Source organism: Streptomyces sp. NPDC088387 (genome assembly GCF_044753385.1).
Taxonomy (GTDB): Bacteria; Actinomycetota; Actinomycetes; order Streptomycetales; family Streptomycetaceae; genus Streptomyces.
In genome coordinates, this window is the sequence record NZ_JBIVNC010000025.1 from 39,963 (window position 1) to 66,923 (window position 26,961).

The following is a 26,961-nucleotide window of genomic DNA, read 5'->3' on the forward strand; positions in this document are numbered from 1 at the left end:
CTGAAAAGGCTAACCGGTACGCCCCTTGAGCCGCCTGCGACCTGTGACTAACCGGTGAAGCCGATCCGCCGCAGGGTGTCCGCCGCGTCCCGGTCCAGCAGCACCGCCGAACCGCAGCCGCTCGGCAGGTCGCCCTTCTCCACCCGGCGCAGCAGCCGCGCGGCGACCCCGCGGTGGCGGCGGAACGCGAACCGGGACACACCCCGGCCGCGCTCGCGCTGTCCCTCCAGGGCCTGCTGCGGGGTGACGTCCAGCAGCAGCACGTGCAGCTTGCCGCCGCGCCTGCGGGCCTCGCGGGCCAGCCAGGCGCGCACCCAGGCCTGGGTGCCGCAGTCGTGCACCACCACGCCCTTGCCCCGGCGCAGCGCGCGGCGCAGTCCGACGTAGTGCGCGAGACGGACGAGCGGGCGGTAGACCGCGTACGGCAGGAAGCCCGGCACCAGGCGGTCGAAGCGGTCACGGGTGTCCTGCGAGTCGATCCGGGCGGCCTTGACCGTGCGCCGCATCAGGGTGGACTTGCCGCTGCCCGGCAGACCGGTCACCACGACCAGGTCACGGGGCCCGAAGAGCAGGGCGTGCGGGCTGCGGCCGCCCCGGTCGCGCAGATCGCGGAGGACGGGGGACGGCACCGGGCCGCATGCCTCCCTGGCCTGGGCGGCCGGCTGCTCGGGCAGCGCGAGGCCCGTGGTGGTCGCGTACGCCGTGGTCCTGTTCACCGTGATCGTCCTCCCCTGGGGCGGTTCACGTCGTCCCCTCCCCGTCGAGTGTAAAGAGAAGGTAATCCGCGGTCTCCCGCCTTTCTGTTCGCATCGCGCAACAAGCTCGCTACAGAGCGCTGCCGATGTCCGTTACGTCTACCCCCTCGGCGAAGAGACTCCCCCTGCCGCGCCGAACCGATGCGTGCAATGATGGCCGCGCCAACTGCATACCGGCCGCTTGAATCCGCGCGGGAGAGTCCCCGGCGCCGCAGTCGAACGACCGCGGTACAGGGGCGCCGAAGGAGCAAGTCCCTCCCTTGAATCTCTCAGGCCCCGTACCGCGCGGGCGAGGCACATCTGAAAAGCGGGCCGCTGTCGCAGTGGCCCCACCCAAGGTGCAAGCCGTGATCGTCTCCGGTCAGGGTGAACCTCTCAGGTTCCGATGACAGATGGGGAGGAACGACCTCGCCCTTCCCCACGCCTTGGGAGACCGACCGATGAGCAGTGCCGAACTCCGGCATACCGCCCTCGATGCCCTGCATCGCTCGCTGGGCGCGACCATGACCGACTTCGCCGGCTGGGACATGCCCCTGCGCTACGGCTCCGAGCGCGACGAGCACACCGCCGTACGCACCCGGGCCGGCCTGTTCGACCTCTCGCACATGGGCGAGATCACCGTGACCGGCCCGGACGCCGCCGCCCTGCTGAACTTCGCCCTCGTCGGCAACATCGCCGCCGTCGGTGTCGGCCGCGCCCGCTACACCATGATCTGCCAGGCCGACGGCGGCATCCTCGACGACCTGATCGTCTACCGGCTCGCCGCGACCGAGTTCATGGTCGTCGCCAACGCCTCCAACGCCCAGGTCGTCCTGGACGCCCTCACCGAGCGGGCCGCCGGCTTCGACGCCCAGGTCCGCGACGACCGCGACGCCTACGCGCTGATCGCGGTCCAGGGCCCGGAGTCCCCGGACATCCTGAAGTCGGTCACCGACGCCGACCTCGACGGGCTCAAGTACTACGCCGGGCTGCCCGGCACCGTCGCCGGCGTCCCCGCCCTGATCGCCCGCACCGGCTACACCGGCGAGGACGGCTTCGAGCTGTTCGTGAAGCCCGAGCACGCCGTCACCGTGTGGCAGGCGCTCACCGAGGCCGGCGCCGGCGCCGGGCTCGTCCCCTGCGGGCTGTCCTGCCGCGACACCCTGCGCCTGGAGGCGGGCATGCCGCTGTACGGGCACGAGCTGACCGCCGCCCTCACCCCCTTCGACGCCGGGCTCGGCCGGGTCGTGAAGTTCGACAAGGACGGCGACTTCGTGGGGCGCGAGGCGCTCACCGCGGCCGCCGCGAAGGCCGAGTCGAACCCGCCGCGCGTCCTGGTCGGCCTGATCGCCGAGGGCCGCCGCGTCCCGCGCGCCGGGTACAAGGTGACCGCCGCCGGCACCGAGATCGGCGAGGTCACCTCCGGCGCCCCCTCCCCCACCCTGGGAAAGCCGGTCGCCATCGCGTACGTCGACGCCGCGCACGCGACGCCGGGCACCTCCGGGATCGCGGTCGACATCCGCGGCAGCCAGGAGCCGTACGAGGTCGTGGCGCTGCCGTTCTACAAGCGGCAGAAGTAGAGACTGGGCTGTGACGTCGGGCACATCTGCCCAGGTCACGACCGTCTTCCGCAGTCCCCCTTTCACCAGCACTCCCCGCGTACAGGAGAATTCAGGCCATGAGCAACCCCCAGCAGCTGCGCTACAGCAAGGAGCACGAGTGGCTGTCGGCCGCCGAGGAGGGCGTCTCGACGGTCGGCATCACGGAGCACGCGGCCAACGCGCTCGGCGATGTCGTCTTCGTCGACCTCCCGGCCGTCGGTGACACCGTGACCGCGGGCGAGACCTGCGGCGAACTGGAGTCGACCAAGTCGGTCAGCGATCTGTACTCCCCGGTCTCCGGCGAGATCACCGAGGTCAACGAGGACGTGGTCAACGACCCGTCGCTGGTGAACTCCGCCCCCTTCGAGGGTGGCTGGCTGTTCAAGGTACGCGTCGGTGACGAGCCGGCCGACCTGCTCTCCGCCGACGAGTACACCGCCTTTTCCGCCGGCTGAGGAGCCCTCCAGATGTCCGACTTCAACGCCCCCCTGCACGACCTCGACCCCGAGGTCGCCGCCGCGGTCGACGCCGAGCTGCGCCGCCAGCAGTCCACGCTGGAGATGATCGCCTCCGAGAACTTCGCGCCGGTCGCGGTCATGGAGGCCCAGGGCTCGGTCCTGACCAACAAGTACGCCGAGGGCTACCCCGGCCGCCGCTACTACGGCGGCTGCGAGTACGTCGACGTCACCGAGCAGCTCGCCATCGACCGGGTCAAGGAGCTGTTCGGCGCCGAGTACGCCAACGTCCAGCCGCACTCGGGCGCCTCCGCCAACCAGGCCGCGCTCTTCGCCGTCGCCCAGCCCGGGGACACCATCCTCGGCCTGGACCTGGCCCACGGCGGCCACCTCACCCACGGCATGCGCCTCAACTTCTCCGGCAAGCAGTTCAACGTGGTCGCCTACCACGTCGACAACGCCGGACTGGTCGACATGGCCGAGGTCGAGCGGCTCGCCAAGGAACACCGGCCCAAGGTGATCATCGCCGGCTGGTCGGCGTACCCGCGGCAGCTGGACTTCGCCGAGTTCCGCCGGATCGCCGACGAGGTCGAGGCACTGCTCTGGGTCGACATGGCGCACTTCGCCGGGCTGGTCGCGGCGGGGCTGCACCCGAACCCCGTACCCTTCGCGGACGTCGTCACCTCCACCACGCACAAGACGCTCGGCGGTCCGCGCGGCGGCATCATCCTGTCCCGTGACAAGACCTTCGCGAAGAAGCTGAACTCCGCCGTCTTCCCCGGCTTCCAGGGCGGCCCCCTGGAGCATGTGATCGCGGCCAAGGCGGTCTCCTTCAAGGTCGCCGCGTCCGAGGAGTTCAGGGAGCGCCAGCAGCGCACCATCGACGGCGCCCGCATCCTCGCCGAGCGGCTCACCGCGCCGGACGCCCGCGAGGCCGGGGTGAACGTGGCCAGCGGCGGCACCGACGTCCACCTCGTCCTCGTCGACCTGCGCGAGTCCGAGCTGGACGGCCAGCAGGCCGAGGACCGCCTCCACCAGGTCGGCATCACCGTCAACCGCAACGCCGTCCCGAACGACCCGCGCCCGCCGATGGTCACCTCCGGCCTGCGCATCGGCACGCCGGCGCTCGCCACCCGCGGCTTCACCGCCGAGGACTTCGCCGAGGTCGCCGACGTGATCGCGCAGGCCCTCAAGCCCGCCTTCGACGCCGATGCCCTGAAGGCCAGGATCACGGCCCTGGCCGACAAGCACCCCCTCTACCCCGGTCTGTAACCCCGGACCCGGGTTTCCCGGGGCACCGCGCACACTGGAAGACACACCCCTTTTTCCGAGAGCGCGGTGCCCCACCGCCCGTACCCCCTCGCACCACCCCGCACTGAGGAGTTCCCGTGGCCATCTCGGTCTTCGACCTGTTCTCGATCGGCATCGGCCCGTCCAGCTCCCACACCGTCGGCCCGATGCGCGCCGCCGGACTCTTCGTCCGCCGACTGCGCAACGAGGGCCTGCTGGAGTCGGTCGCGGCCGTCCGCAGCGAGCTGTACGGCTCCCTCGGCGCCACCGGCCACGGCCACGGCACCCCCAAGGCGGTGCTGCTCGGCCTGGCCGGGGACTCACCGCGCTCGGTGGACGTCGAGACGGCGGACGACCGGGTGGCGTCGATCAAGGACTCGGGCCGGATCCGGCTCCTCGACGAGCACGAGATCCCGTTCGACTTCGACGCCGACATGATCCTGCACCGCCGCAAGACACTGCCCTACCACGCCAACGGCATGACCCTGTGGGCGTACGACGCCTCCGGCGCCGAGCTGCTGACCAAGACGTACTACTCGGTCGGCGGCGGATTCGTCGTCGACGAGGACGCGGTCGGCGCCGACCGGATCAAACTCGACGACACGGCCCTCAAATACCCCTTCCGCACCGGCGACGAGCTGCTCCGCCTCACCCAGGAGACGGGCCTGTCGATCTCCGCCCTGATGCTGGAGAACGAGCGCGCCTGGCGCACCGAGGACGAGATCCGCGCGGGCCTGCTGGAGATCTGGCGGGTCATGCAGGGCTGCGTCGCGCGCGGCATGGCCCGCGAGGGCATCCTGCCGGGCGGCCTCAAGGTCCGCCGCCGGGCGGCGAACACGGCCCGCAAGCTGCGCTCCGAGGGCGACCCGAAGGCCCTCGCGATGGAGTGGATCACCCTCTACGCGATGGCCGTGAACGAGGAGAACGCGGCCGGCGGCCGGGTCGTGACCGCCCCCACGAACGGCGCCGCGGGCATCATCCCGGCGGTCCTGCACTACTACGTCAACTTCGTGCCCGGCGCCGACGAGGACGACGTGGTGCGGTTCCTGCTCGCGGCCGGCGCGATCGGCATGCTGTTCAAGGAGAACGCCTCCATCTCGGGCGCCGAGGTCGGCTGCCAGGGCGAGGTCGGCTCGGCCTGCTCGATGGCCGCGGGCGCGCTGGCCGAGGTGCTGGGCGGCAGCCCGGAGCAGGTGGAGAACGCCGCGGAGATCGGCATGGAGCACAACCTCGGCCTCACCTGCGACCCGGTCGGCGGCCTCGTCCAGATCCCCTGCATCGAACGGAACGGCATGGCCGCGGTCAAGGCCGTCACGGCGGCCCGGATGGCGATGCGCGGCGACGGCAGCCACAAGGTGTCTCTCGACAAGGTCATCAAGACCATGAAGGAGACCGGCGCCGACATGTCGGTCAAGTACAAGGAGACAGCCCGGGGCGGGCTGGCAGTGAACATCATCGAATGCTGACGGGCGGCCCGAGTCAGCACGGGGATTGCGGGGCATAAGCACCCCCAGTCCCGTCAACTCCCCCTCCCCCCATGGACACTCAGGGAGTCCCCCGTGCTGCACGGCATCGACGTCAGTTCGTACCAGACGTCCTCCTACGACACCGACGGCCTCTCGTTCGTCTTCGTCAAGGCGACGGAGGGCCGCTCCTACGTCAACCCGAAACTCAGCGCGCAGACGAAGCGGGGCCGCGACGCGGGCCTGGTCGTCGGCTTCTACCACTTCCTGTGGCCGGGCAACCTCACGGCCCAGGCCGAGTACTTCGTCAGCAAGGCCCCCGACCGCCCCGGCGACATCCTCGCCGTCGACTGGGAAACCACGGGCAGCGGCACCCATGCCTCCAACGCGGAGAAGGACACCTTCATCAAGAAGGTGAAGTCCCTGAGGCCGGACAACCGGGTCATTCTCTACTGCAACAGGAACTTTTGGCTCAACATCGACACCACGTCCTACGCGGGCGACGGTCTGTGGATCGCCGACTACGTCGGTGCGGGCAAGCCCCGGATCCAGGCCGCGTGGCGCTTCCACCAGTACACCGACAACCCCCTCGACAAGAACGTCGGTGACTTCGCGTCGAAGGCGGCGCTGCGCAAGTGGGCCGACGGCGCCTGAGCAGCGCCTGCCGGACCCCGGTCACTCCGCGCGGCTGCGGATCGTCGCGAGCATGCGGCGCATCAGGTACGAGTGGGTGCTGGTGCCGATGACCAGGCGGCGGTAGAGGGTGCCGGACGGGCCGGGGAACAGGGCCCGGGACTCGGCGCGTACGTGGCAGCGGTTCGGAGTCAGTTCGTCGATGCGGAAGGCGAGCGTGTAGGCCGAGAAGCGGTGCCTGCCTTCCAGGACCAGCGCCCCGGGAGGCTCGGCCGTGAGCACGCGGAAGCCGGGGAGTGTGGAGCCCTCGGCGAGGGGGCGCGGGCCGGAGGCCGTCGCGGGGTCGCAGCCCACGAGGCGGGCGTAGCGGACGGCGCGGCCACTGGTGTACGCGGCTTCGACGGTGGCGGTCAGCGCCTGCCACACGGCGTCCGGGGAAGCACCGACGGTCGTCACGTGCTCGTCCACGAAGGGGTGGCGCGTGGTCATGCTGTCACCGCCCGGAGAGGGGAGGAGGCGCCCGCCCGTGGTGGACCGGCGCCCCTCCGCGGTCGTCACTTGTTCAGGTGTGCCCAGAACTCGTCGAACGACAGGAGCTTGTCCTCGTTGAGGTCGCGGCTCGCGATGATGGCCTCGGCGACGGCCTCGGTGACGTTCCAGTCACCGCCCTGGGCCAGCGCGCGCTTGAACTCGGCAGCGCTGATCTGTCCGTCGCCGTCCGTGTCGATCCGGTCGAAGTGCTTGCGCGCTTCCTCGATGTCCGCCACCGATCCGCCCCTTCGTCATACATGTTCCGTGTGTGCGGGAGTCACATTATCCGGCGCCCCGGCGGGACGGCCCGGCGGAGTCCGTGTGACTCTTGGCCTCTCGGTGGGGCGCGGATGCGGGGAGCGTGATGGAGAGCCTGCGGGAGATTCTGGAGGGGGCGGCCCGGGGGGTCTTCCCGCCGCCGGACGGCACGACCACCGTCGTACCGCAGGACGGTCCGCGTGACGCCGGTGTCCTCGCCTTCACCGCGCACACCGTGGTCTTCACGGACGAGGATCCGGAGTGGGTGTACGAGACGCTGGCCGCGACCCCGAGTGATCCGCTGGCCGCGTCCATGAACCCGTACTTCCTGCACGCGTTCATGGAGCGGACCGGCCGGCGTACGGACACCGTGGACGTGATGACCGTGGCCGGGCCGCTGCCGGGCGAGCCGGGCCCGGAGCTGACGCGGATCGAGGACCTCACCCATCCGCGGGTGGCGAGTTCGATGCGGCGCCGTGACGAGGTGCGCGCGTGGACGGCGGCCGAGGGCGGTGTGCTGGTGCTGGGGCGTGGGATCGGCGGGCGGCTGGAGGCGGCCGTGGAGGTGACGGAGGGGGTACGGCACCGAGGGCTCGGGCGTCGACTCGCCTCGGCGGCACGGCAGTTGGCCGGGGGTGAGCCGGTGTGGGCGCAGATCTCGGCCGGGAACGCGCGCAGTCTGCGGGCGTTCCAGGCGGCCGGCTATCGTGCGGTGGGTTCGGAGGCGCTGTTCGTCGCCGGCCGATGAGCCGCGGTGGGCCTCAGTGCCAGGGCTCGTAATGCGGGTTGCTCTCGCAGTCGCTCATCTTCTCGGTCTTGGTGGCCTTGTCGACGGGGCAGACGCCGATGACGTACCTGCGGTCGATGCCGCCGGGGAAGGCGACCTCGACCTGGTCGGCCCAGCGGTGGGTGTCGCCGATGGTCTTGTTGACGTCGATGCCGCCGGGGGCGTCGATGTAGTAGTTGTAGCCGGACTTCCACCAGTTCTTGTACAGGTCGTGGTCGTAGGTCGTGGACACGTACGGCGAGGGCTGGTTGACGAGGACGTACTGCTCGATGTCGTACTGCCCGTTGACAACGTCCCGGGGGTGGAAGCCCTCCTCGAAGACGATCGCGGGGCCGCGGCCGTCGCTGCGGTAGAGGGTGCCGCAGGAGGTGCGCCACACGGGTTCGGGGGTGATCCTGTCGACCTCGACGCGGCGGTCGGCGGCGGCGACGAGGGGGTCGTAGAACTGGACCGGGCAGTCGGCCGGGGCCGGTGCGGCGGCCTTCGCGAAGGCCGTGGCCCGTGCGGCGGCGGGCTGGGCGGGGGCCGTGGCGGCGGTGGTGGCGAGGACGGCCGCCAGGGAGAGTACGGCGGCAGCGGCCCGGCGCCGGAGGGAAGTTGTGATCATGCGCTCTACGATCGCGGCTCGCCGGAGGATGGTCGTGGATCATCACTCGTACGGCGGCGTGTTGCCCAACTCGCTTTACCGGGCGGGGAGATGACCTAGCGGTCGGCCACGCGCATCTCGAACCAGGTGGTCTTGCCGCGGGGCAGCAGGTCCACGCCCCAGCGGTCGGCGAGTTTGTCGACGAGGAAGAGACCCCGGCCGCTGATGTCGGTCTCCTGGACGGGCATCAGACAGGGCAGCCCCCGTGAGGGGTCGCGCACCTCGATCCGGATCCAGCCGCGCCGTCTGCGCATCCGCAGGCCGAAGACCCGTGCCCCGGTGTGCCGCACCGCGTTCCCCACCAGCTCCGACACGAGTAACACGGCGTCCTCGGTCATCTTCGGGGTTAATCCCCAGTGGCGCAGGACGACGACCTGCGCCAGGCGTCTCGCGATGGCGGCGGACTCGGGGAGGGACGGAAGCGCGACCTCCGCCTCCGTGGGGTTTCCGTACAACTCCAGGGCCTTCAGCGCCCGTTCGTCCTCGACCGCGGGCGACCAGCGCGCCGCCGTCACACGGCCGTGTCCCCGCGGCTGTTCCGTGCCCTCCAGCCCCGCCATGCCCCCATCATGGCCGCCCACCGCAGCCTCCGGGGCCGTTCCCGCGGAATACGCCCCCCGGAAGCAACCATTCCGGGCAGCTCCGTCGGCATATGCCAAAGGCAGTTCGGGTGCCTCCGTACCCTGTCTGACCTGCGGAGTAGGCTCGGAAGTTGGCAAAGGACCGGCTCCCTCGACGCAGCAGACTTAAGGTTGGTTTAAGGCTGCCATAAACCAACCCATCGAGGGACCCGGATCAGACATCGCGTCAATTGCAAGCCCTGCGCGGGATGTTCAGAGGAACTTCGCCTTGCCGGGGCCCTCTTCCACGAAGCTGCGCATCCCTCGCGCCCGGTCCTCCGTTGCGAACAGGCCCGCGAACCAGTTGCGTTCGACGGCGAGGCCGGTCTCGATGTCCGTCTCCAGGCCCGTGTCGACCGACTCCTTCGCCGCGCGCAGCGCCAGCGCCGGGCCCTGGGCGAGCTTCGTGGCCCAGGCGTGTGCCTGCTCGTACACCTCGGCGGCCGGCACCACCCGGTCGACCAGACCGAGGGTCAGCGCCTCGTCGGCCCTGACCATCCGGCCGGTGAAGATCAGGTCCTTGGCGCGGGAGGGGCCGATCAGCCGGGCGAGGCGCTGGGTGCCGCCCGCGCCCGGGATCAGCCCGAGCAGGATCTCCGGCTGGCCGAGCTTGGCGTCCTCGGCGGCGATCCGGTAGTCGGCACACAGGGCGAGTTCGCAGCCGCCGCCGAGCGCGTATCCGGTGACGGCCGCGACGACCGGCTTGGGGATGCGGGCGACCGCGGTGAACGAGTCCTGGAGGGCGCGTGAGCGCAGGACCATGGCCGTGTGGTCCATGTCCTGCATCTCCTTGATGTCCGCGCCGGCCGCGAACACCTTCTCGCCGCCGTAGATCACCACGGCACGGACGTCGTCGCGGCGGGTGGCCTCCTCGGCGAGTTCCCTGAGCCGGTCCTGGGTGGCGACGTTCAGCGCGTTCATCGGCGGACGGTCGAGGCGGAGTGTGCCGACGCCTTCGGCGACTTCGAGATTCACGGTCATGGCAGCAGATTAAGGGGGCGGACGGGTGCGGGCCCGGTGCTGTGAGTCACAGTCGCACCGGGCCCGCGTCCGAGGAGGCGGTTACGCCTTCCACTTCTCCCAGGACATGTTCCAGCCGTTGAGGCCGTTGTCCGGGTCGACGACGCGGTCGTTGGAGTTCTTGACGACCACCACGTCACCGGCCATCGACTGGTTGAAGAACCAGGCCGCGGCCACCTTGCCGTCGTAACCGCCGCGGACGTCCTTCAGGCCGATGCAGCCGTGGCTGGCGTTGTAGTTGCCGAAGGCGTCGCCGCCCCAGTAGTTGCCGTGGATGAAGGTGCCGGAGGTGGTCAGACGCTGGGCGTGCGGTACGTCCTTGATGTCGTACTCGCCCGCGTAGCCGACCGTCTCGCCGTTCATCCGGGTCACTTCGAGACGGTCGGTGATGACCATCTGGCCGTTCCAGGTGTCGTAGCCGGGCTTGCCGGTGGTCACCGGGATGGTCTTGATGGTCCTGCCGTCCCGCTTCACGGTCATCGTCTTGGTCTTGACGTCGACCGTGGAGACCTGGCTGCGGCCGATCGTGAAGGACACGGTCTTGGCCTGGTTGCCGTAGACACCGGGCCGGCCCTCCACACCGTCGAGGCCGAGTTCCACCGTGACCTTGGTGCCGGCCTTCCAGTAGTTCTCGGGCCGGAAGTCGAGGCGGTCGTTGCCGAACCAGTGGCCCTCGACGTCGACGGCCGGCTCGGTCTTGATCCTGATGGCCTTCTCGACGTCGGCGGGGTTGGTGATGCCCCGGTCGAAGCGGATCGAGAACGGCATACCGACGCCGACCTTCGAACCGTCCTCGGGAGTGAACGTCCCGATGAACGAGTTCTCCGGGGTCAGCGTGGTGAAGCTCGCGTCCTCCGCGGCCGTACGGCCCTCGGCGTCCTTCGCGACCGCGTGCACCTGGTACTTGGTGGACGCGGCCAGATGGGCGGACGGCGTCCAGGTGCCCCCGTCGGCGGATATCCTGCCGTCGACCTTCGCGCCCTTGCCGTCCTTGACGACGACCTCGGTCAGCTTGCCGCGGTCCGCGGTGACCTTCAGATCCCCCTTGGTGTCGACGGACTTGGCGCCGTCCTTCGGGGCGATCGAGACGACCGCCTCCGACTGGCCGCTCTGCGCCGCCGACGAGTCCTGGCCCTTGCCCTTGCCTTCGTCGGAGCCTGGTCCGGGCTCCGATCCCCCGCCGCCGCAGGCGGTGACGGCCAGCAGGACGACGCCCGCGAAGAGGGCCCCCGTCCGCCTGCGGCCACGCCTGCCGCGCGCGTCAACCGACGCCCCCGATATCGGTCGCACGTTCACGTTTCCTTCTCCCCTCCCCGGAGCCCCGCGGGGCCCACGAGCCGGCGCGTCCCACGCGCGCTTGGCGCATATTAACCGCATGGTCAGGCCGGTTGACGCGACGAGATTGTCACCGTTCGGTCCCAACCGATCCCGGGCGACGATCCCGACCGAACCCGGGCGACGATCCCGGCCGGACCCACGCGACCGTCCCCGTCCGGCCCGCCCGGCCCGCCCGCCCGGCGGGTCACTTCACGGCGCTGCCGGCCCTCCACTCCTTCCATCCCATGTTCCATCCCCCGAGCCCGTTGTCGGGAGCGACCTTCTTGTCGTTGCTCCGCACCACTTCCACAACGTCGCCGACGAGACTGCGGTCGAAGAACCAGCCGGCCGGGGTGTCCGCGCCGCCGCCCTTCACGTCGCGCAGGCCGACACAGCCGTGGCTGACGTTGCTCCGCCCGAAAATCGAGTCGTCGGCCCAGTAGTTGCCGTGCAGGAAGGTGCCGGAGTCGGTGAGGCGCATGGCGTGCGGGACGTCCGGGATGTCGTACTCGCTCTTGCCGTCGGACTTGCGGAAGCCGACGGTCGCGCCGTTCATCCGGGTCAGTTCGAGCATCTCGGTGACGACCATCTTGCCGTTGTACGTCGTCGACTTGGGGGCGCCCGCGGTGACCGGGACGGTGGCGAGGAGTGCGCCGTCGCGCCGGACCTCCATGGTGTGTTCGGCGGCGTCGACGAGGGAGACCTGGCTGCGGCCGACGGTGAAGGTGAACGTCTTGTACTGGAGGCCGTAGACGCCGGGCGCGCCCTCGACGTCCCGCAGCCGCAGGTCGACGGTGACACGGGTGCCGGGCTTCCAGTACCGCTCGGGCCGGAAGTCGAGGCGGGTCGAGCCGAACCAGTGCGGTTCGATCGCGACGGCCGGTTCCGCGGTCACCCGGACGGCCCGCTCGACCGCCGCGCGGTGGGCGATCTCGCGGCTGAACTCCAGGGAGACGATCATGCCGGTGCCGACCGTGGAGCGGTTCTCGGGGGCGACGTAGCCGATGAAGCGTTCCTCGGGGACGTAGGTGGTGAAGGTGGTGTGGCGGGCCGAGCGGCGGCCGTGCTCGTCGAGGGCGACCGCGTCCACGGTGTACTTCGCGGCGAGCGCGAGCCGGTCCTCGGCCGGCTCCCAGCGCAGCCCGTCGGCCGAGACCCGGCCCGGGACCTCGGTCTCCTGCGCGTCCTGCGACCTGACGACCCGGACCGACTCCAGGCGGCCGCTCGGCACCCGCACCGAGAGCTCCCCGTCGGGGCGGACGTTTCTGGTCCGGTCGTCCGGGACGATCCGGATGACGTCCTCGGGTGCGGGTGGTTTGCCGAGCATCCGGTCCATGCCGGCGGCGCCGTCGCCGGTGCAGCCGGCGGCCGCGGCCAGTAGTCCTGCCCATGTCAGTAGAGCCGCCAGTGCGGCCCCCGCGCGCCGCGCGCGCCCTTGTCGATGCCTCACAAACGTGCCCAACGACCGGCCCCGCCCTGGGGAAACGTGAGTGCGAGGCAAGCTCTGGGCAGAACAGGGGGGAGGACGACGTGACGGGAACCGCGGTCGGGACGCCGCACCCCCTGCTGCCCACGTCGTGCCATGAGCCGCGGGAGGCGCCCAGGTGTCCAGCGCAGCCGAGCAGGAGGCGGTGGCGGAGCGGCGCGCCGCCGCCGAGGGACGGCCGGCCGCCGCCGTCAACGGCACCCGGCACCGCCCGCCGGGCGTGCCGGTGCGCCCCGGTGCGCCGACCCCGCTGGGGGCCCGCTACCGGGTCGGCCCCGACGGGGTCGCGGGCACCAACTTCGCGCTGTGGGCGGGCGGGGCGGAGGCGGTCGAGCTGTGCCTCTTCGACGAGCAGGGGCGCGAGACCCGGGCCCGGCTGAGCGAGCTGACGCACGAGATCTGGCACGGCTTCGTGCCGGGGGTGATGCCCGGTCAGCGGTACGGCTTCCGGGTGCACGGCCGCTGGGACCCGTGGACCGGCGCCCGCTGGAACCCGGCGAAGCTGCTGCTCGACCCGTACGCCCGCGCGGTGGACGGCGACTTCGGGCTGCCGCCGGAGGTGTACGGGCATGTCCGCGACTGGCCGCAGCAGCAGGTCGCCGACACGGTCCGCGACGACCGGGACTCGGCGCCGTACGTCCCGAAGGGGGTCGTCGTCCACGATGACGACGACTGGGCCGACGACCACCGTCCGAAGACGCCGTGGGCGGACTCGGTGATCTACGAGTTGCATGTGCGCGGCTTCACCCGGCTGCACCCGGGGATCCCCGAGGAGCTGCGCGGCACGTACGCGGGGCTCGCGCACCCGGCGGCGATCGAGCACCTCACCGGCCTGGGCGTGACGGCGGTGGAGCTGCTGCCGGTGCACCAGTTCGCGCACGAGGACCATCTGCTGCGCCGGGGCCTGAAGAACTACTGGGGCTACAACTCCATCGGCTACTTCGCCCCGCACGCGGGCTATGCGGCGAGCGGCACCCGGGGCGCGCAGGTCGGCGAGTTCAAGCGGATGGTGCGGGCGCTGCACGCGGCCGGTATCGAGGTCATCCTCGACGTGGTCTACAACCACACGGCGGAGGCGGGCGAGCTGGGTCCGACGCTGTCGCTGAAGGGCATCGACAACCGGGGCTACTACCGGCTCCAGTCGGACGCGCGCCGCTACGCCGACTACACCGGCTGCGGCAACACCCTGCACGTCGTGCAGCCGCACGTGCTCCGCCTGATCACCGACTCGCTGCGGTACTGGGTGACCGAGATGGGCGTCGACGGCTTCCGTTTCGACCTCGCGGCGGCGCTGGCCCGCTCGATGCACGACGTCGACATGCTCTCGCCGTTCCTCGCGGTGATCGCCCAGGACCCGGTGCTGCGCCGGGTGAAGCTGATCGCCGAGCCGTGGGACGTGGGGTCGGGCGGCTACCAGGTGGGCGCGTTCCCGCCGCTGTGGACGGAGTGGAACGACCGCTACCGCAACGCCGTACGGGACTTCTGGCGCCACGCGCTGCCGGACGTGCGGGAGATGGGCTACCGGCTGTCGGGGTCGAGCGACCTGTACGCGTGGGGCGGGCGGCGGCCGTACGCGTCGGTCAACTTCGTCACCGCGCACGACGGTTTCACCCTGCGGGACCTGGTGTCGTACGACCGCAAGCACAACGAGGCCAACGGCGAGAACAACCGGGACGGCACCGACGACAACCGGTCGTGGAACTGCGGCACGGAGGGCGAGAGCGACGACGAGGCGGTACGGGCGCTGCGCCGCCGCCAGCTGCGCAACCTCCTGACGACACTGCTGCTCTCGACGGGTGTGCCGATGCTGGTCGCGGGCGACGAGCTGGGGCGGACCCAGCGCGGCAGCAACAACGCGTACTGCCAGGACAACGAGATCAGCTGGCTGGACTGGAGCCTGCTGGAGGATCCCGGCTGGACGGCGCTGTACGAGCTGACCTCGCGGCTGATCGCGCTGCGCCACCGGCATCCGGTGCTGCGCCGGCGGGCGTTCTTCTCGGGCCGGGCGCACTCGGCGGACGGGCTGCGGGACCTGGCCTGGTTCACCTCGCGGGGTGCGGAGATGACGGAGGACGACTGGTACGCGCCGGCCGCGACGGTCGGTATGTATCTGTCCGGGCGGGACATCCCGGGCCGGGACGAGCGGGGGGCGCCGATCGTCGACGACAGCTTCCTCGCCGTGCTGCACGCCGGGGAGAAGCCGGTGAGCTTTGTGCTGCCGGGGCCGCCGTGGGCGGAGCGGTACGAGGTGGTGGTGGACACCTCGCGCGAGGAGCAGTCGGCCGCGCCGGGCGTGGTCCATCCGGCGGGGGCGGCGGTGACGGTACCGGAACGGGCGGTGCTGCTGCTGCGGGTGGCGGGGTGACGGAACCGGCGGGCACCAGGGCCTGTCCGGCGGCAGGTCCTAGCCGAGGATCCCGCGGTCGTAGGCCACCGCCACCGCGGCCGCGCGGTCCTTGACGCCGAGCTTGGCGTAGAGGTGGGTGAGGTGGGTCTTGACGGTGGCCTCGCTGATGAACAGGACGCGGGCGATCTCGCGGTTGGGGGTGCCCTTGGCGACCAGGGCGAGGACCTCGCGCTCGCGGGCGGAGAGCGGCTCGTTGCCGGGGGCGCGGACCGCGGAGACCAGCCGGGTGGCGACGGCCGGGGAGAGGACCGTACGGCCCTCGGCCGCCGCGCGGACCGCGGTGAACAGCTCGTCGCGGGGCGCGTCCTTGAGGAGGTAGCCGGTCGCGCCGGCCTCGATCGCGGGCAGGGTGTCGGAGTCGGTGTCGTACGTCGTCAGGACCAGCACCTTGGCGCGGGCGCCGCGCCGGGTGAGTTCGGCGATGGCGTCGACACCGCTGCCGCCCGGCATCCGCAGGTCCATGAGGACGACGTCCGGGTCGAGGGCGAGGGCCTTTTCAACGGCCTCCACACCGTCGGCGGCCTCGCCGAGGACGGTGAAGCCGGGCGCGGACTCGAACATGCCGCGCAGCCCGTCCCGTACGACGGGATGGTCGTCGGCGACGAGCAGGGTGATGGCGGGGTCATCGCTCATGGCGGACCAACGGTACGCGAGCCGACAGGGCCGTGCCGTGTCCCGGCTCGGACTCCACGGCGAGCGAGCCGGCGAGGCGTTCGGCGCGGGCGCGCATGCCGTCGAGACCGAAGCCGCCCGCGCGGGTGCGGGTGCGTGGCTCCGCCGGGTCGAAGCCGCGGCCGTCGTCGCGGATGTCGAGGACGACCTCGTCGCCCATGAAGGACAGGGTGACGCCGACCCGGGTGGCCGCCGCGTGCCGGGCGGCGTTGGAGAGGGCCTCCTGGGCGATGCGCAGCAGGGTCGCCGAGACCTCGTCGTGCAGGTGCTCGGTGGTGCCGGTGACGGTGAACCCGGCGCGTACGCCGGTCCGTTCGCCCCATTCGGCGACGGTCTTCTTCAGCGCCTCCGGCAGCCCGTTGTCGGTGAGCGCGACCGGGGCGAGGTTGTGGACGGAGCGGCGGGCCTCGCCGAGGCTGTGCCGGGCCAGGTCGGCGGCGCGGCCCAGGTGGGTACGGGCGAGGTCGAGGTCGGGGGCGTTGGCGACGACCTGGAGCTGGGCGATGATGCCGGTCAGGCCCTGGGCGAGGGTGTCGTGGATCTCGGCGGCGAGGCGGCGCCGCTCGTCGGCGACGCCCGCCTCGCGGGCCTGGACCAGCAACTGGGCGTGCAGGGCGGCGTTCTCGTCGAGGGCGCGCTGCAACGCGGCGTTGGTGCGTTCGAGTTCGGCGATGGTCTCGGCCCGCGCGCGGGAGCGTTCCTCCTGCTGGGAGGTGAGGTGGCCGACCACCGTGAGGATCACGTTGTTGACCACGACCAGGGCGCCGAACACCACCCACTGCACCGGGTCCGTGAAGGGCAGCCCGCCGGCCTGCGCGCCGGAGACGGCCAGCGAGCAGGCGAACGGCCCGATCAGCCGCAGCCGCCGGCCGGGGATCAGCTCGTCGGAGTCGAAGTAGCCGGTAACCGCGTAGAACGCGAAGAACGGGTTGAGCCAGGTGAGGGCGAAGCCGATGGCCCACCGGACGAAGTAGTACACCGTGCCGGCGGTGGACGGGCCGGGGCGGCTGCGGCTCGCCAGGCCCCACCACAGCTGGAGGACGAGTCCCGCGGCGACCAGCGCGAGGGCCGTGATCCGTTCCGTGGTGCCCGGCGTCAGTCCGGCGGTGGCGGCGGACAGCAGTGCGGCCACGGCGAGGAGGCCGTAGGGCCCCTTGCCGCGGATCAGCTCCCAGCGCCGCTCGATGTCGGTGTCCGCCGCGGTCATGGATCCAGTCTGCACGTCCGGCCGCCTACTCCCAGCGGAACCAGCGGGCCGCCGCGACCGACAGGACCACCGTCCAGGCCGCCATGACCCCCAGGTGGGACCAGCCGGGCCAGTCGCCCGCGGCGGCGGCGTTCAGGGCCTGCGCGGCGGCGCCGAACGGGGTGTACCCGACGATGTCGGCCATGAGGGCGGGCATGGCCTGCACCGGGATCCACACCCCCGCGCAGAACAGCATCGGGAAGAACACCGCGGTCCCGACGGCTCCCGCGATCTTCACGGTCCGGGACACGGCCGAGATCACCGAGCCCAGCGCGAGCGCGACGAGGACCGCGAGGACCAGCGCGAGGAGATAGCCGTAGGGCTGCTCGGGCAGGCGTACGTCGTAGGCGAGCCGGCCGACGGCGAGGGCGAGCAGCGCGGAGAGGACGGCGGCGAGGGCGTGCACCAGCATGTGTGCGGACAGCAGCGCGGAGGGCCGGACCGGGGTGGTGGACATCCGGCGCAGGATGCCGTGCTCTCGGTAGCCGGTGAGGCCGGCGGGCATCGCCTGCACACCGGCGACGATCATCCCGGTGAGTACGGCCACGGGGACGTACGCGTCGACGACCCGCAGCCCGTCGAGGCCGTCCTGGGTGTCGCGGAACGCCGGGACGGCGCCCAGGATCGCCAGCAGCAGGGGCGGGAAGCACACGATCCAGAAGAGGCTGCCGGGTTCGCGGGCGAGGAGGCGGGCCTCGGTGCGCAGTACGGCGGTGCGCGGGGCGGCGGTGCGCAGGGCGGCGGTGTTCGGGGCGGCGGTGTTCGGGGCGGTCGTCATGGTGTGGTCTCCGTCAGGTCCAGGAACGCGTCGTCCAGCGTGGCGTCGCTGACGCGCAACTGGTGGGCGGTGATGCGGTGGCGGGCGAGCAGGGTGATGACGGCGTTGACGGTCTCGTCGCTGCCGGCCAGGGTGACCCGGCCGTCCTTGTGCTCGACGGAGGCCAGCGCGGGCAGCGCGCCGAGCTCCCGTTCGTCCAGCGGCGCGGACGGCGTGAAGGTGATCACCGTGCCGCCGGCCGAGCGGCGGACGAGGCCTGCCGGGGTGTCCAGGGCGGCGATCCGTCCCCGGTCGATCACGGCGATCCGGTCGCAGAGCCGCTGTGCCTCCTCCATGAAGTGGGTGACGAGCAGCACGGTGACACCGCTGTCCCGTATCTCCTCGATGAGCTGCCAGGTGTCCCGGCGGGCGCGCGGGTCGAGGCCGGTGGTCAGCTCGTCGAGGACCACGACACGGGGGCTTCCGATCAGGGCCAGCGCGATGAACAGGCGCTGTTTCTGTCCGCCGCTGAGTCTGGCGAAGCGGATGCCGAGCCGGTCGGTGAGACCGAGGCGTTCGGCGAGCGGACGCCAGTCGGCGGGGTTCGGGTAGAAGGAGGCGTACAGCTCCAGGGCCTCGCGGACGGTGAGTTTCGCCTGGAGTTCGCTCTGCTGGAGCTGGGCGCCGAGCAGCCGGGCGACCTTCTCGTGGTCGGCGACGGGGTCGAGGCCGCAGACCCGGACGCGGCCGGTGTCGGGGACGCGCAGTCCCTCGACGCACTCGACGGTGGTGGTCTTGCCGGCGCCGTTCGGGCCGAGGACGCCGAAGACCTCGCCCTCCTCGACGGTGAAGGAGACACCGTCGACGGCGGGCCGGCCGCCGTAGGACTTGCGCAGTTCGCTGACTTCGATGACGGGCATGCCCTCAGGGTCGCGGCGGGGCGGGACCCGGCACATCGGCCGTCGCGCTCGAAGCCGTATCAACCGATCGGTTGACGGTCTCCTACGCCCCCTCGTGCGATCCCTCGTGCGATCCCGCGTGCGGCCACCCGTACGACCCATCGAACACGCAGGTCGTAGGACCAGCGGCGGAGGGCGGTCCGGCCAAAACTCGGTGGGCGTTGTCAGTGCCGATCCGTAGGCTCGCTGCTGATGCCCACCACACCTGCACCCACCGAGGACCGTTCCGCCGTCAGAGCCCTGCTGCGGCTGTGGCCGTATGTACGGCCCGTGCGCGGACGGCTGTTCGCGGCGGCCTTCGTCGCGATCCTCGCGTCCTGTACGGGTCTGGTGATTCCGCTCGTCCTCAAGTGGCTGGTGGACGGGCCGGTCTCCGACGGGGACAAGGCGGGCGTGTGGCTCGGCGCGGGCTGTCTGCTGCTGCTCGGTCTCGCCGAGGCGCTGCTGTTCGGCCTCCGGCGCTGGCTGGTGGCCCGGCCGCTGTCGCGGGTCGAGGCGGACATGCGGGCGGATCTGTACCGGCATCTCCAGCAGCTGCCGGTGGCGTTCCACGACCGCTGGCCGTCGGGGCAGTTGCTGTCGCGCGGCACCACGGACCTGATGCTGGTTCGCCTCTTCCTCGCCTTTCCGCTGACGTTCCTGCTGGTCAACGGTGTGACGATTCTGGTCGGCGTGACCATCATGCTGCTCCAGGACTGGACGCTCGGCCTGGTGATCCTCGGGCCCGCGATCCCGGTGATCGTCACCTGTGTGGTCTTCGAGCGGCGGTACGCCGAGGTGGCGCGGCTCGCGCAGGACCAGGTCGGCGACCTGACGACCGTCGTCGAGGAGAGTGTGCTCGGCATCCGGATCATCAAGGGGTTCGGGCGCCATCGCAGCCAGGCGCGGGCGTTCCGGGACCTGTCACGGACGCTGCGCGGGACGGAGTTGCGCAAGGCGCGGCTGCTGGCGGCGATCTGGGGGGTCATCGTGACGCTGCCGGAGATCGCCATCGGGGCGGCGTTGGTGGTGGGGGTGGTGCAGGTCGCGGACGGGGTGTTGTCCGCGGGGACGTTGGTGGCGTTTCTGTCGACCGCGCTGGCGCTGCGGTGGCCTGTTGACTCCATCGGGTTTCTGCTGGCCATGAGCCAGGAGGCGTCCACCGCGACCGAGCGGTACTTCGAGGTCATGGACGCTGAGCCTGAGGGCGGGGCGTTGCGCAACCCGGCGCGACGGGGTGCCGCCGCGCCCACCCGTGCCGCCCCCGCGGCACGCCTGCCCGCGGCGGCGGGGGGACTCCGGTTTCACGGCGTCACCTTCCGGTATCCCGACGCCCCCGCCGACTCTCCGCCCGTGCTCGACCGGGTTGATCTGCACATTCTGCCCGGGGAGTCCATGGCGCTCGTGGGGGCGACCGGGAGTGGGAAGACGACGCTCACCGCGCTCATTCCGCGGCTGCACGAGATCACCGACGGGCGGATCACGCTGGACGGCGAGGACATCACCGCCATGTCCCGGGAGGAGCTGCGGGCCGCCGTCGCCGTGGCCTTCGAGGAGCCCACGCTCTTCTCCGCCAGCGTCGGGGAGAACGTACTCATGGGGGCCGGTGACGGTGCAGGGGCCGGTGAGCTGAACCGGGCGCTGTCCGTCGCGCAGGCCGAGTTCGCGCACGCGCTGCCCCAGGGCACCGACACACAGGTCGGTGAGCAGGGGCTGAACCTGTCCGGCGGGCAGCGGCAGCGGCTCGCGCTCGCGCGGGCCGTGGTGGGGCGCCCGCGCTTCCTGGTGCTCGACGACCCGCTGTCCGCGCTCGACGTGCACACGGAGGCCGCCGTGGAGGCCGCGCTGCGCCAGGTGCTCGCCGACACCACCGCGCTCATCGTGGCGCACCGCCCGTCGACGGTGCTGCTCGCCGACCGGGTGGCGCTGCTGTCCGGCGGCCGGGTGGTCGCCGTGGGCCGGCATCAGGAACTGCTGCGGACCAACGCCGAGTACGCCCATCTCATGTCGGGCGAGGAGGGCAACGACCGATGACCGCGCCCACGACCACAACGACCGCCGAGGACCAGGAACCGGACCTCCCCCGTCCCAAGGACGCCGACGACGCCTTCGATCTGGACGTCCTGCCGTCGGCGCCGGGCGCCACCGGCACGCTGCTGCGGTCGCTGCTCGCGCCGATGCGGGCGCGGGTGGCGTTCACCAGTGCGCTGCTGCTGCTCCAGCAGGCGGCGGTGCAGGCCGGTCCGCTGCTGGTGGCGTACGCCATCGACCGGGCCGTGCCGGCGCTGCGCGACCATGACGACAAGGGGCCGCTGATCGCGGTCGGTGTGGGCTATCTGGTGTGCGCGCTGGCCGCGGGCCTGCTCCAGTCGGCGTTCATCGGGGCCGCCGCGCGGGTCAACCAGGATGTGCTGCTCGATCTGCGTGGCCGGATCTTCCGGCACGCGCAGGCGCTGAGCATCGACTTCCACGAGCGCTACACGTCGGGCCGGCTGATCTCGCGTTCGACGACGGACGTGGAGTCGCTGCGCGAACTGCTCGACGAGGGACTTCAGGAACTCGTGAGCGTGATCCTGTCCTTCGTCTACATCTCGGCGATGCTGCTCTGGCTGGACCTCGGGCTCGGCGGGCTCGCGGTGGCGTCGTTCGTGCCGCTGTACGCGCTGGTGCGCAGCTACCAGCGGCGGGCGGGCCGGGTGTACCAGGTGCGGTCGACGGCGATCGCCTCGGTGATCGTGAAGTTCGTGGAGACGATGAACGGCATCCGCCCGGTGCGCGCCTTCCGCCGGGAGGCCGTGAACGACGCGGAGTTCCGGGTGCTGAACCGGCGGCACGAGAAGACCAACGGGGACGCGACGCTGGAGATGGCGCGCTATGTGCTGGGCTCCCGGCTGGTGGCGAACACGGCGGTGGCGGGCATCGTGCTGTGGGGCGCCTACCGGGTGGCGGGCGGCACGCTGGCGCTGGGGGTGCTGGCGGCGGCGGTGCTGTATCTGCGGCGGCTGTACGACCCGATCGACCGGCTCGGTATGTTCCTCAACTCCTACCAGTCGGCGGCGGCCTCGCTGGAGAAGATCGCCGGTCTGCTGGCGCAGACCCCGTCGGTCCCGGAGCCGGAGCGGCCGAAGGTCCTCCCGGCGCCGGGTTCGGCCGAACAGCCGGGCCGCGAGGTCGTGTTCGACGGGGTCCGGTTCGCGTACCGCACCGGCGGTGAGGTGCTGCCCCGCTTCGACCTGACGCTGCCGGCCGGGCAGACCGTCGCGGTCGTCGGCACCACGGGCGCCGGCAAGTCCACCCTGGCCAAGCTGCTCGCCCGGTTCTACGACCCGACCGACGGCAGGGTCCTGCTGGACGGCGTGGACCTGCGCGATCTCGATGTGCCGGAGCTGCGGCGCGGGGTGGTGATGGTGACGCAGGAGGCGTTCCTGTTCTCCGGGACGGTCGCCGAGAACATCGCGCTGGGCCGGCCCGACGCCTCCCAGGAGGAGATCGAGGCGGCCGCGAAGGCCATCGGCGCGCACGACTTCATCAGCGCGCTGCCGGACGGCTACGCCACGGACGTACGCAAGCGCGGTGGTCGTATTTCGGCCGGGCAGCGGCAACTCGTGGCTTTCGCGCGGGCGTTGCTCGCGGACCCCGCGGTGCTGATCCTGGACGAGGCGACGAGTTCGCTGGACGTGCCCGGGGAGCGGGCGGTGCAGCGGGCGATGGCGACGGTGCTGAAGGGCCGTACGGCGGTGGTGATCGCGCACCGGCTGTCCACGGTGGAGATCGCCGACCGGGTGCTGGTGATGGAGCACGGCCGGATCGTGGAGGACGGCAGCCCGGCCGAACTGACCGCGGGCACCGGCCGGTTCGCGGACCTGCACCGGGCCTGGCGGGACAGCCTGGCCTGAGGAGGAGGGGTTCGATGGCGTCCGCGTTGTTCGTGCTGGTGCTCGCGTGGAACGTGACTGCCTGTGCGGCGCAGGGCGCCGCGATCGTGCTGCATGTCCGGGCGCGGCGGCGGGGTGAGGAGCCGGACACCTGGAATCCGTTCGGGCGGCGGCTGCCGCTCTCGGCGGTGGGGGCGGCGGCGGGGCTGGCGGTCGCCGTGACGGCCACCGGCCGGTTCGCGCTCGGCGTCGACGCGGTGGCGCTGCTGTGGCCGGCGCTCGCGGGGGTGGCCGTCGCCGAGGTGGCCGCGCAGCGGTTGCCGACCGGGCCCCGCTGGGCCGGACCGGCGTTCGCCGCGGTGGGCGCCGTACTCCTCGGCACCGTGCCGTGGAACGACGAGTGAGTGACCTCCCCGCAGACGGACGAGATCAACGAGACGGGCAAGGATGATCGACGCGTACGGGGATCCGGGGACACCGGATCGCCGCGGTGCAGGCCGGTTTCTGTGGTGGCTGGTGCGCCGGCAGCCGGGGCGCTCGGCGGCGGGTGCCGTGCTGGGCACGGTCTGGATGGTGCTGCTCGCGACCACGCCGTATCTGCTGTCGCGGGCGGTCGACGACGGGCTCGCGCAGAACGACTACCCGGCGCTGGTGGCCTGGTGCGCGGCGCTGTTCGGGGCCGGGGTGTTCAACGCCTGGGTGGGCATCATGCGCCACCGCACGATGACCCGGGTCCGGATGGACGCCAACTTCCGTACGGTGAAGCTGGTCGTCGACCACTCGGTGCGGCTGGGCGCACGGCTGGCCCGGCAGGCCGGCACCGGTGAGGTGACGACGATCGGCGTCGGTGACGTGCAGACGATCGCCGCGGCGCTGACGGTGGTCGGTCCGGGGGTTGGCGCGGTCGTCGCCTACGGGGTCGTCGCCGCGCTGCTGCTGTCGATCTCGCCGCAGCTCGCGGCGGTGGTGCTGCTCGGTATGCCGGTGGTCGCGGGTCTCGTCGGGCCGCTGATGCGCCGGCTCCAGGGCCGGGAGGCGGAGTACCGCGAGCTCCAGGGGGTGCTGACCGCGCGGATCGGCGATCTGGCCGACGGGCTGCGGGTCCTCAACGGCCTGGGCGGCAAGGGCCTGTTCGCGGACGCCTTCCGCACCGACTCCGCGCGGCTGCGCGCCCAGGGCTACCGGGTCGGCGCGGTGACCAGCTGGATGCAGGCCCTCGGCCTGGGTCTGCCGATGCTGTTCCTGGCGGTGGTGAGCTGGGTCGCGGCCCGGCTGGCCGCCCAGGGCACCATCACGGTGGGCGAGTTGGTGTCGGTGTACGGCTATGTCGCGGCGCTGGTGGCGCCGATGGCGTTCTTCGTGGAGTGCGGCTACCAGATCAGCCGCGGTCTGGTCGCCGCCGGCCGGGTCGTACGGTTCCTGCGCCTGGAGCCCGCCGCGGACTCCGGGACGTGCGACGCGCCCGCCGAGCCGTCGGCGCTGCACGACCCGGAGTCCGACGTACGCGTCCTGCCCGGCCGGCTCACCGCCCTGGTCGCCGCCCGGCCCGCGGAGGCCGCCGAGGTCGTCGAACGCCTCGCCCGCTACACCCCGTCGGACGCGACCTGGGGCGGCGTACGCCTCGACGCGATCGCCCTCTCCCAGGTCCGCGCCCGGATCCTGCTCGCCGACCACGAGGCCCACCTGTTCGCGGGCCCGCTGCGCGAGGTGGTGAACGCACAGGACCGCCCGGAGCCGGCCTTGGACCACGCGGTCCACGCGGCCGCCGCGGACGACGTGGTCCGCGCCCTCCCCGACGGCCCCGACTCCCCCCTGGACGCCCAGGCCCGCAACCTCTCGGGCGGCCAGCGCCAACGCGTCCGCCTGGTAAGGGCATTGCTCGCCGACCCGGAGATCCTCCTGGCCATGGACCCCACCTCGGCCCTGGACGCCCACACGGAGGCAAAGGTGGCGGAACGCCTGAAGGCAACCCGGTCGGGCCGCACCACCCTCCTCACCACGACCTCCCCCCTGGTCCTGGCCCAGGCGGACACGGTCCACTACCTGGTGGACGGCAAACTCACCGCGTCCGGCACCCACAAGGACCTCCTGAACACCCAACCGGGCTACCGCACCTTGGTGGCAAGAGACACCGAGGAGCCGGCGCAGTGACCCCTGAAAACACCCGCGAGGGGCGCGAGCGGCAAAACCCCCGGGGACGCGAGCGGCAACACCCCCTGGGGCGCGCGAAGCAGCGCCTTCAGGGGCGCGGGGAACTGCGCGACAAGCCCCCACGAACCCGCACCCGGCAATCCGCAGAACACACCCTCCCGGTAGCCACCCCGAAGCAGGTCCGCAAGGCAACAACCACCCTCGTCCAAGCCGACCGCAAGGTCTTCGCCGGCGTACTGGCCCTCAACGCCACCGCCGCGACAGCCGGCCTGGCAGGCCCCTGGCTGCTCGGCAGAATCATCGACAAGGTCCGCGCGGGCGATCCCGCGACGGCGATCGACCACCTGGCCGCCACGATGATCCTCTGCGCCCTGGCGCAACTGGTCCTGGCCCGCTGGGCCCGCTACGCGGGCTACCGCTTCGGCGAACGCACCCTCGCCCGCGTACGCGAACGCTTCGTGGACCGCGCCCTCGCCCTGCCGGCCTCCACCGTGGAACGGGCCGGCACGGGCGACCTGACGGCCCGCGGCACGGCCGACGTCGCGGTCGTCGGCACGACCCTGCGCGACGCGGCACCGGAACTCTTCGTGAGCGGCATGCAGGCACTGTTCCTGCTGGTGGCCGTGTTCGCGCTGGACCCGCTGTTCGGCCTGCTCGGCGTGGTCTGTCTGACCCCCGTCCAGCTGGCCCTGCGCTGGTATCTGCGCCGCGCCCGCGCCGGCTATCTCGCGGAGGGCGCGGCCACCTCGCAGATCGCCGAGATCGTCGCGTCGACGGCGGCGGGCGCGCGGACGGTGGAGGCGTTCGGCCTGGGCGGGCGGCGGATCGAGGCGAGCCGGGAGACGCTGGAGACGTCCCGGCGCACCCGCATGTACACGCTGTTCCTGCGCTCGGTGTTCTTCCCCGTGATCGAGGTCTCGTACGTGCTGCCGGTGGTGGGGGTGCTGCTGATCGGCGGGGCGCTGCACGCGAACGGTTCGATGAGTCTGGGCACGGTGGTGACGGCGGCGCTGTATCTCCAGCAGTTCAGCCTGCCGCTGGACGACATCCTGGTGCGGATGGAGCAACTCCAGGCAGGCGGCGCCTCGTTCGCCCGGGTCGAGGGCCTCGCGGGCGCGCCGCGGGCGGCCACGGCCGGTGCGCCCACGCCGGTGGACGACCGGATCGACGTCACCGGTGCGCGGTACGCCTACGACCGGGGCGGCGAGGTGCTGCGTGGTGTCGATCTGACGGTGACACCGGGCGAACGGCTCGCGGTGGTGGGGCCGTCGGGCGCCGGGAAGACCACTCTGAGCCGGCTGCTCGCGGGGGTGGACGCGCCGAGCGCGGGCGCGGTGACGGTGGGCGGGGTGCCGGTCGCGGCGCTCGACCCGGAGCAGCTGCGCCGGCAGGTCGTCCTGGTCACGCAGGAACACCATGTGTTCCTGGGTACGGTCCGGGACAATCTGCTGATCGCGGAACCGTCGGCCACGGACCCGCAGGTGTGGGACGCGCTGACGGCGGTCGGTGCCGACGAGTGGGTGCGTGGGCTGCCCGACGGTCTGGACACCCGGCTCGGCGACGACGGACACGGCACGGACGGGTCGCGGGCGCAGCAACTCGCCCTGGCGCGGGTGGTGCTGGCCGACCCGCACACGCTGATCCTGGACGAGGCGACGGCGCTGCTCGACCCGACGACGGCCCGGCACACCGAGCGGGCGCTGGCGGCCGTGCTCCAGGGCCGTACGGTCATCGCGATCGCGCACCGGCTGCACACCGCGCACGACGCGGACCGGGTGGCGGTGATGGAGGACGGACTGCTCACCGAACTCGGCACGCACGACGAGCTGGTGGCGGCCGGCGGGGCGTACGCCCGGCTGTGGCGGACGTGGCACGGAGAGACACCGGCCTGAGCAGTCCTCCGTATATCGAACGTGAACTCCTGGACAACGGACGAATTCCGGCCAACCTTTTGACGCGCTCCTGACAGAACCTGGCCTTCGGTGCCACCCTTCCCAAGGCCACCTCACAGCAACCCCACCCGCACATCGCTGTGAATCCCGTGGCTGTACGCACCTGGTGTCCTGTTCTGCCC

The 26,961-nt window shown here is 71.8% G+C and carries 24 protein-coding genes and 1 riboswitch; of the genes, 12 read left to right on the forward strand and 12 right to left on the reverse strand.

Going from position 1 to position 26,961, the window contains the following annotated elements; all coding sequences use genetic code 11:
* Positions 1-47: 47 nt before the first annotated feature.
* Complete coding sequence (locus ACIQAC_RS39375) at positions 48-716, reverse strand: AAA family ATPase (protein WP_402200310.1); 669 nt, start codon at positions 714-716, stop codon at positions 48-50.
* 221 nt (positions 717-937) lie between these two features.
* Positions 938-1,049, forward strand: a riboswitch (glycine riboswitch).
* A gap of 146 nt (positions 1,050-1,195) precedes the next feature.
* Between ACIQAC_RS39375 and gcvT the strand changes: the two genes are divergently transcribed.
* From gcvT to ACIQAC_RS39400, 5 genes are all read left to right on the forward strand, one after another.
* On the forward strand, positions 1,196-2,314 hold the full coding sequence (gene gcvT / locus ACIQAC_RS39380; protein ID WP_402200312.1) for a glycine cleavage system aminomethyltransferase GcvT: 1,119 nt from the start codon (positions 1,196-1,198) through the stop codon (positions 2,312-2,314).
* Between the two features lie 98 nt (positions 2,315-2,412).
* Positions 2,413-2,790 (forward strand): glycine cleavage system protein GcvH, encoded by a 378-nt coding sequence (gene gcvH, locus ACIQAC_RS39385; RefSeq protein ID WP_402200314.1) that lies wholly within the window; start codon positions 2,413-2,415, stop codon positions 2,788-2,790.
* A gap of 12 nt (positions 2,791-2,802) precedes the next feature.
* The gene (gene glyA / locus ACIQAC_RS39390) at positions 2,803-4,062 is read left to right on the forward strand and encodes a serine hydroxymethyltransferase (RefSeq protein ID WP_402200317.1); all 1,260 of its coding nucleotides are present in this window, start codon (positions 2,803-2,805) and stop codon (positions 4,060-4,062) included.
* A gap of 116 nt (positions 4,063-4,178) precedes the next feature.
* Positions 4,179-5,546, forward strand: coding sequence for an L-serine ammonia-lyase (locus ACIQAC_RS39395; RefSeq protein ID WP_402200319.1), 1,368 nt, complete (start codon positions 4,179-4,181; stop codon positions 5,544-5,546).
* A 93-nt stretch (positions 5,547-5,639) separates the two neighbouring features.
* Positions 5,640-6,197 (forward strand): glycoside hydrolase family 25 protein, encoded by a 558-nt coding sequence (locus ACIQAC_RS39400; protein ID WP_402200321.1) that lies wholly within the window; start codon positions 5,640-5,642, stop codon positions 6,195-6,197.
* Positions 6,198-6,218: 21 nt separating this feature from the next.
* Here ACIQAC_RS39400 and ACIQAC_RS39405 read toward each other — a convergent pair whose 3' ends face one another.
* Entirely contained in the window at positions 6,219-6,665 is a 447-nt protein-coding gene (locus ACIQAC_RS39405; RefSeq protein ID WP_402200323.1) for a hypothetical protein, read from the reverse strand.
* Between the two features lie 65 nt (positions 6,666-6,730).
* Entirely contained in the window at positions 6,731-6,943 is a 213-nt protein-coding gene (locus tag ACIQAC_RS39410; protein ID WP_402200324.1) for an EF-hand domain-containing protein, read from the reverse strand.
* A gap of 128 nt (positions 6,944-7,071) precedes the next feature.
* Between ACIQAC_RS39410 and ACIQAC_RS39415 the strand changes: the two genes are divergently transcribed.
* On the forward strand, positions 7,072-7,713 hold the full coding sequence (locus ACIQAC_RS39415; RefSeq protein WP_402200327.1) for a GNAT family N-acetyltransferase: 642 nt from the start codon (positions 7,072-7,074) through the stop codon (positions 7,711-7,713).
* A 13-nt stretch (positions 7,714-7,726) separates the two neighbouring features.
* On the opposite strand, the gene ACIQAC_RS39420 is transcribed toward ACIQAC_RS39415, so the two are convergent.
* The 5 genes from ACIQAC_RS39420 to ACIQAC_RS39440 form a co-directional block, all read right to left on the reverse strand.
* Complete coding sequence (locus ACIQAC_RS39420) at positions 7,727-8,359, reverse strand: ADP-ribosyltransferase (protein WP_402200329.1); 633 nt, start codon at positions 8,357-8,359, stop codon at positions 7,727-7,729.
* Positions 8,360-8,454: 95 nt separating this feature from the next.
* Positions 8,455-9,063 (reverse strand): ATP-binding protein, encoded by a 609-nt coding sequence (locus tag ACIQAC_RS39425; protein ID WP_402200373.1) that lies wholly within the window; start codon positions 9,061-9,063, stop codon positions 8,455-8,457.
* Between the two features lie 168 nt (positions 9,064-9,231).
* The gene (locus ACIQAC_RS39430; RefSeq protein WP_402200332.1) at positions 9,232-9,999 is read right to left on the reverse strand and encodes an enoyl-CoA hydratase/isomerase family protein; all 768 of its coding nucleotides are present in this window, start codon (positions 9,997-9,999) and stop codon (positions 9,232-9,234) included.
* A gap of 81 nt (positions 10,000-10,080) precedes the next feature.
* On the reverse strand, positions 10,081-11,334 hold the full coding sequence (locus ACIQAC_RS39435) for an Ig-like domain-containing protein (protein ID WP_402200333.1): 1,254 nt from the start codon (positions 11,332-11,334) through the stop codon (positions 10,081-10,083).
* 226 nt (positions 11,335-11,560) lie between these two features.
* On the reverse strand, positions 11,561-12,805 hold the full coding sequence (locus ACIQAC_RS39440; protein ID WP_402200334.1) for an Ig-like domain-containing protein: 1,245 nt from the start codon (positions 12,803-12,805) through the stop codon (positions 11,561-11,563).
* A gap of 154 nt (positions 12,806-12,959) precedes the next feature.
* On the opposite strand from ACIQAC_RS39440, the gene glgX reads away from it, so the two are divergent.
* On the forward strand, positions 12,960-15,206 hold the full coding sequence (gene glgX, locus ACIQAC_RS39445) for a glycogen debranching protein GlgX (RefSeq protein WP_402200337.1): 2,247 nt from the start codon (positions 12,960-12,962) through the stop codon (positions 15,204-15,206).
* 39 nt (positions 15,207-15,245) lie between these two features.
* Here glgX and ACIQAC_RS39450 read toward each other — a convergent pair whose 3' ends face one another.
* The 4 genes from ACIQAC_RS39450 to ACIQAC_RS39465 are packed head-to-tail and all read right to left on the reverse strand — an operon-like array spanning position 15,246 to position 18,843.
* Positions 15,246-15,881 carry a response regulator gene (locus tag ACIQAC_RS39450; protein ID WP_402200339.1) on the reverse strand — a complete coding sequence of 212 codons (636 nt, stop codon included), beginning with the start codon at positions 15,879-15,881 and terminating at the stop codon, positions 15,246-15,248.
* Entirely contained in the window at positions 15,871-17,127 is a 1,257-nt protein-coding gene (locus ACIQAC_RS39455; protein WP_402200340.1) for a sensor histidine kinase, read from the reverse strand. Before ACIQAC_RS39455 ends, ACIQAC_RS39450 begins: the two co-directional genes overlap by 11 nt.
* Positions 17,128-17,152: 25 nt before the next feature.
* Positions 17,153-17,944, reverse strand: coding sequence for an ABC transporter permease (locus ACIQAC_RS39460; protein ID WP_402200343.1), 792 nt, complete (start codon positions 17,942-17,944; stop codon positions 17,153-17,155).
* Positions 17,941-18,843 carry an ATP-binding cassette domain-containing protein gene (locus ACIQAC_RS39465; RefSeq protein ID WP_402200345.1) on the reverse strand — a complete coding sequence of 301 codons (903 nt, stop codon included), beginning with the start codon at positions 18,841-18,843 and terminating at the stop codon, positions 17,941-17,943. The genes ACIQAC_RS39460 and ACIQAC_RS39465 overlap by 4 nt, the downstream gene beginning before the upstream one ends.
* Positions 18,844-19,074: 231 nt before the next feature.
* Here ACIQAC_RS39465 and ACIQAC_RS39470 point away from each other — a divergent pair, with 231 nt between their 5' ends.
* The 5 genes from ACIQAC_RS39470 (at position 19,075) to ACIQAC_RS39490 (ending at position 26,779) form a co-directional block, all read left to right on the forward strand.
* Positions 19,075-20,895, forward strand: coding sequence for an ABC transporter ATP-binding protein (locus tag ACIQAC_RS39470; protein WP_402200346.1), 1,821 nt, complete (start codon positions 19,075-19,077; stop codon positions 20,893-20,895).
* Positions 20,892-22,757, forward strand: coding sequence for an ABC transporter ATP-binding protein (locus ACIQAC_RS39475; RefSeq protein ID WP_402200348.1), 1,866 nt, complete (start codon positions 20,892-20,894; stop codon positions 22,755-22,757). The genes ACIQAC_RS39470 and ACIQAC_RS39475 overlap by 4 nt, the downstream gene beginning before the upstream one ends.
* 14 nt (positions 22,758-22,771) lie before the next feature.
* A complete protein-coding gene (locus ACIQAC_RS39480) occupies positions 22,772-23,140 on the forward strand; it encodes a hypothetical protein (RefSeq protein ID WP_402200351.1) in 369 nt (122 codons plus the stop codon).
* A gap of 43 nt (positions 23,141-23,183) precedes the next feature.
* On the forward strand, positions 23,184-24,887 hold the full coding sequence (locus ACIQAC_RS39485; RefSeq protein ID WP_402200354.1) for an ABC transporter transmembrane domain-containing protein: 1,704 nt from the start codon (positions 23,184-23,186) through the stop codon (positions 24,885-24,887).
* A gap of 104 nt (positions 24,888-24,991) precedes the next feature.
* The gene (locus ACIQAC_RS39490) at positions 24,992-26,779 is read left to right on the forward strand and encodes an ABC transporter ATP-binding protein (RefSeq protein ID WP_402200375.1); all 1,788 of its coding nucleotides are present in this window, start codon (positions 24,992-24,994) and stop codon (positions 26,777-26,779) included.
* The last annotated feature ends 182 nt before the right edge of the window (positions 26,780-26,961 follow it).

What these genes read in the sequence shown, in the direction of transcription:
- gcvT (WP_402200312.1), top strand. Translation starts at nt 1,196, where the DNA reads ATGAGCAGTGCCGAACTCCGGCATACCGCCCTCGATGCCCTGCATCGC.
- gcvH (WP_402200314.1), top strand. Translation starts at nt 2,413, where the DNA reads ATGAGCAACCCCCAGCAGCTGCGCTACAGCAAGGAGCACGAGTGGCTG.
- glyA (WP_402200317.1), top strand. Translation starts at nt 2,803, where the DNA reads ATGTCCGACTTCAACGCCCCCCTGCACGACCTCGACCCCGAGGTCGCC.
- ACIQAC_RS39405 (WP_402200323.1), bottom strand. Translation starts at nt 6,665, where the DNA reads ATGACCACGCGCCACCCCTTCGTGGACGAGCACGTGACGACCGTCGGT.
- ACIQAC_RS39415 (WP_402200327.1), top strand. Translation starts at nt 7,072, where the DNA reads ATGGAGAGCCTGCGGGAGATTCTGGAGGGGGCGGCCCGGGGGGTCTTC.
- ACIQAC_RS39420 (WP_402200329.1), bottom strand. Translation starts at nt 8,359, where the DNA reads ATGATCACAACTTCCCTCCGGCGCCGGGCCGCTGCCGCCGTACTCTCC.
- ACIQAC_RS39430 (WP_402200332.1), bottom strand. Translation starts at nt 9,999, where the DNA reads ATGACCGTGAATCTCGAAGTCGCCGAAGGCGTCGGCACACTCCGCCTC.
- ACIQAC_RS39450 (WP_402200339.1), bottom strand. Translation starts at nt 15,881, where the DNA reads ATGAGCGATGACCCCGCCATCACCCTGCTCGTCGCCGACGACCATCCC.
- ACIQAC_RS39455 (WP_402200340.1), bottom strand. Translation starts at nt 17,127, where the DNA reads ATGACCGCGGCGGACACCGACATCGAGCGGCGCTGGGAGCTGATCCGC.
- ACIQAC_RS39460 (WP_402200343.1), bottom strand. Translation starts at nt 17,944, where the DNA reads ATGACGACCGCCCCGAACACCGCCGCCCCGAACACCGCCGCCCTGCGC.
- ACIQAC_RS39465 (WP_402200345.1), bottom strand. Translation starts at nt 18,843, where the DNA reads ATGCCCGTCATCGAAGTCAGCGAACTGCGCAAGTCCTACGGCGGCCGG.
- ACIQAC_RS39470 (WP_402200346.1), top strand. Translation starts at nt 19,075, where the DNA reads ATGCCCACCACACCTGCACCCACCGAGGACCGTTCCGCCGTCAGAGCC.
- ACIQAC_RS39475 (WP_402200348.1), top strand. Translation starts at nt 20,892, where the DNA reads ATGACCGCGCCCACGACCACAACGACCGCCGAGGACCAGGAACCGGAC.
- ACIQAC_RS39480 (WP_402200351.1), top strand. Translation starts at nt 22,772, where the DNA reads ATGGCGTCCGCGTTGTTCGTGCTGGTGCTCGCGTGGAACGTGACTGCC.
- ACIQAC_RS39485 (WP_402200354.1), top strand. Translation starts at nt 23,184, where the DNA reads ATGATCGACGCGTACGGGGATCCGGGGACACCGGATCGCCGCGGTGCA.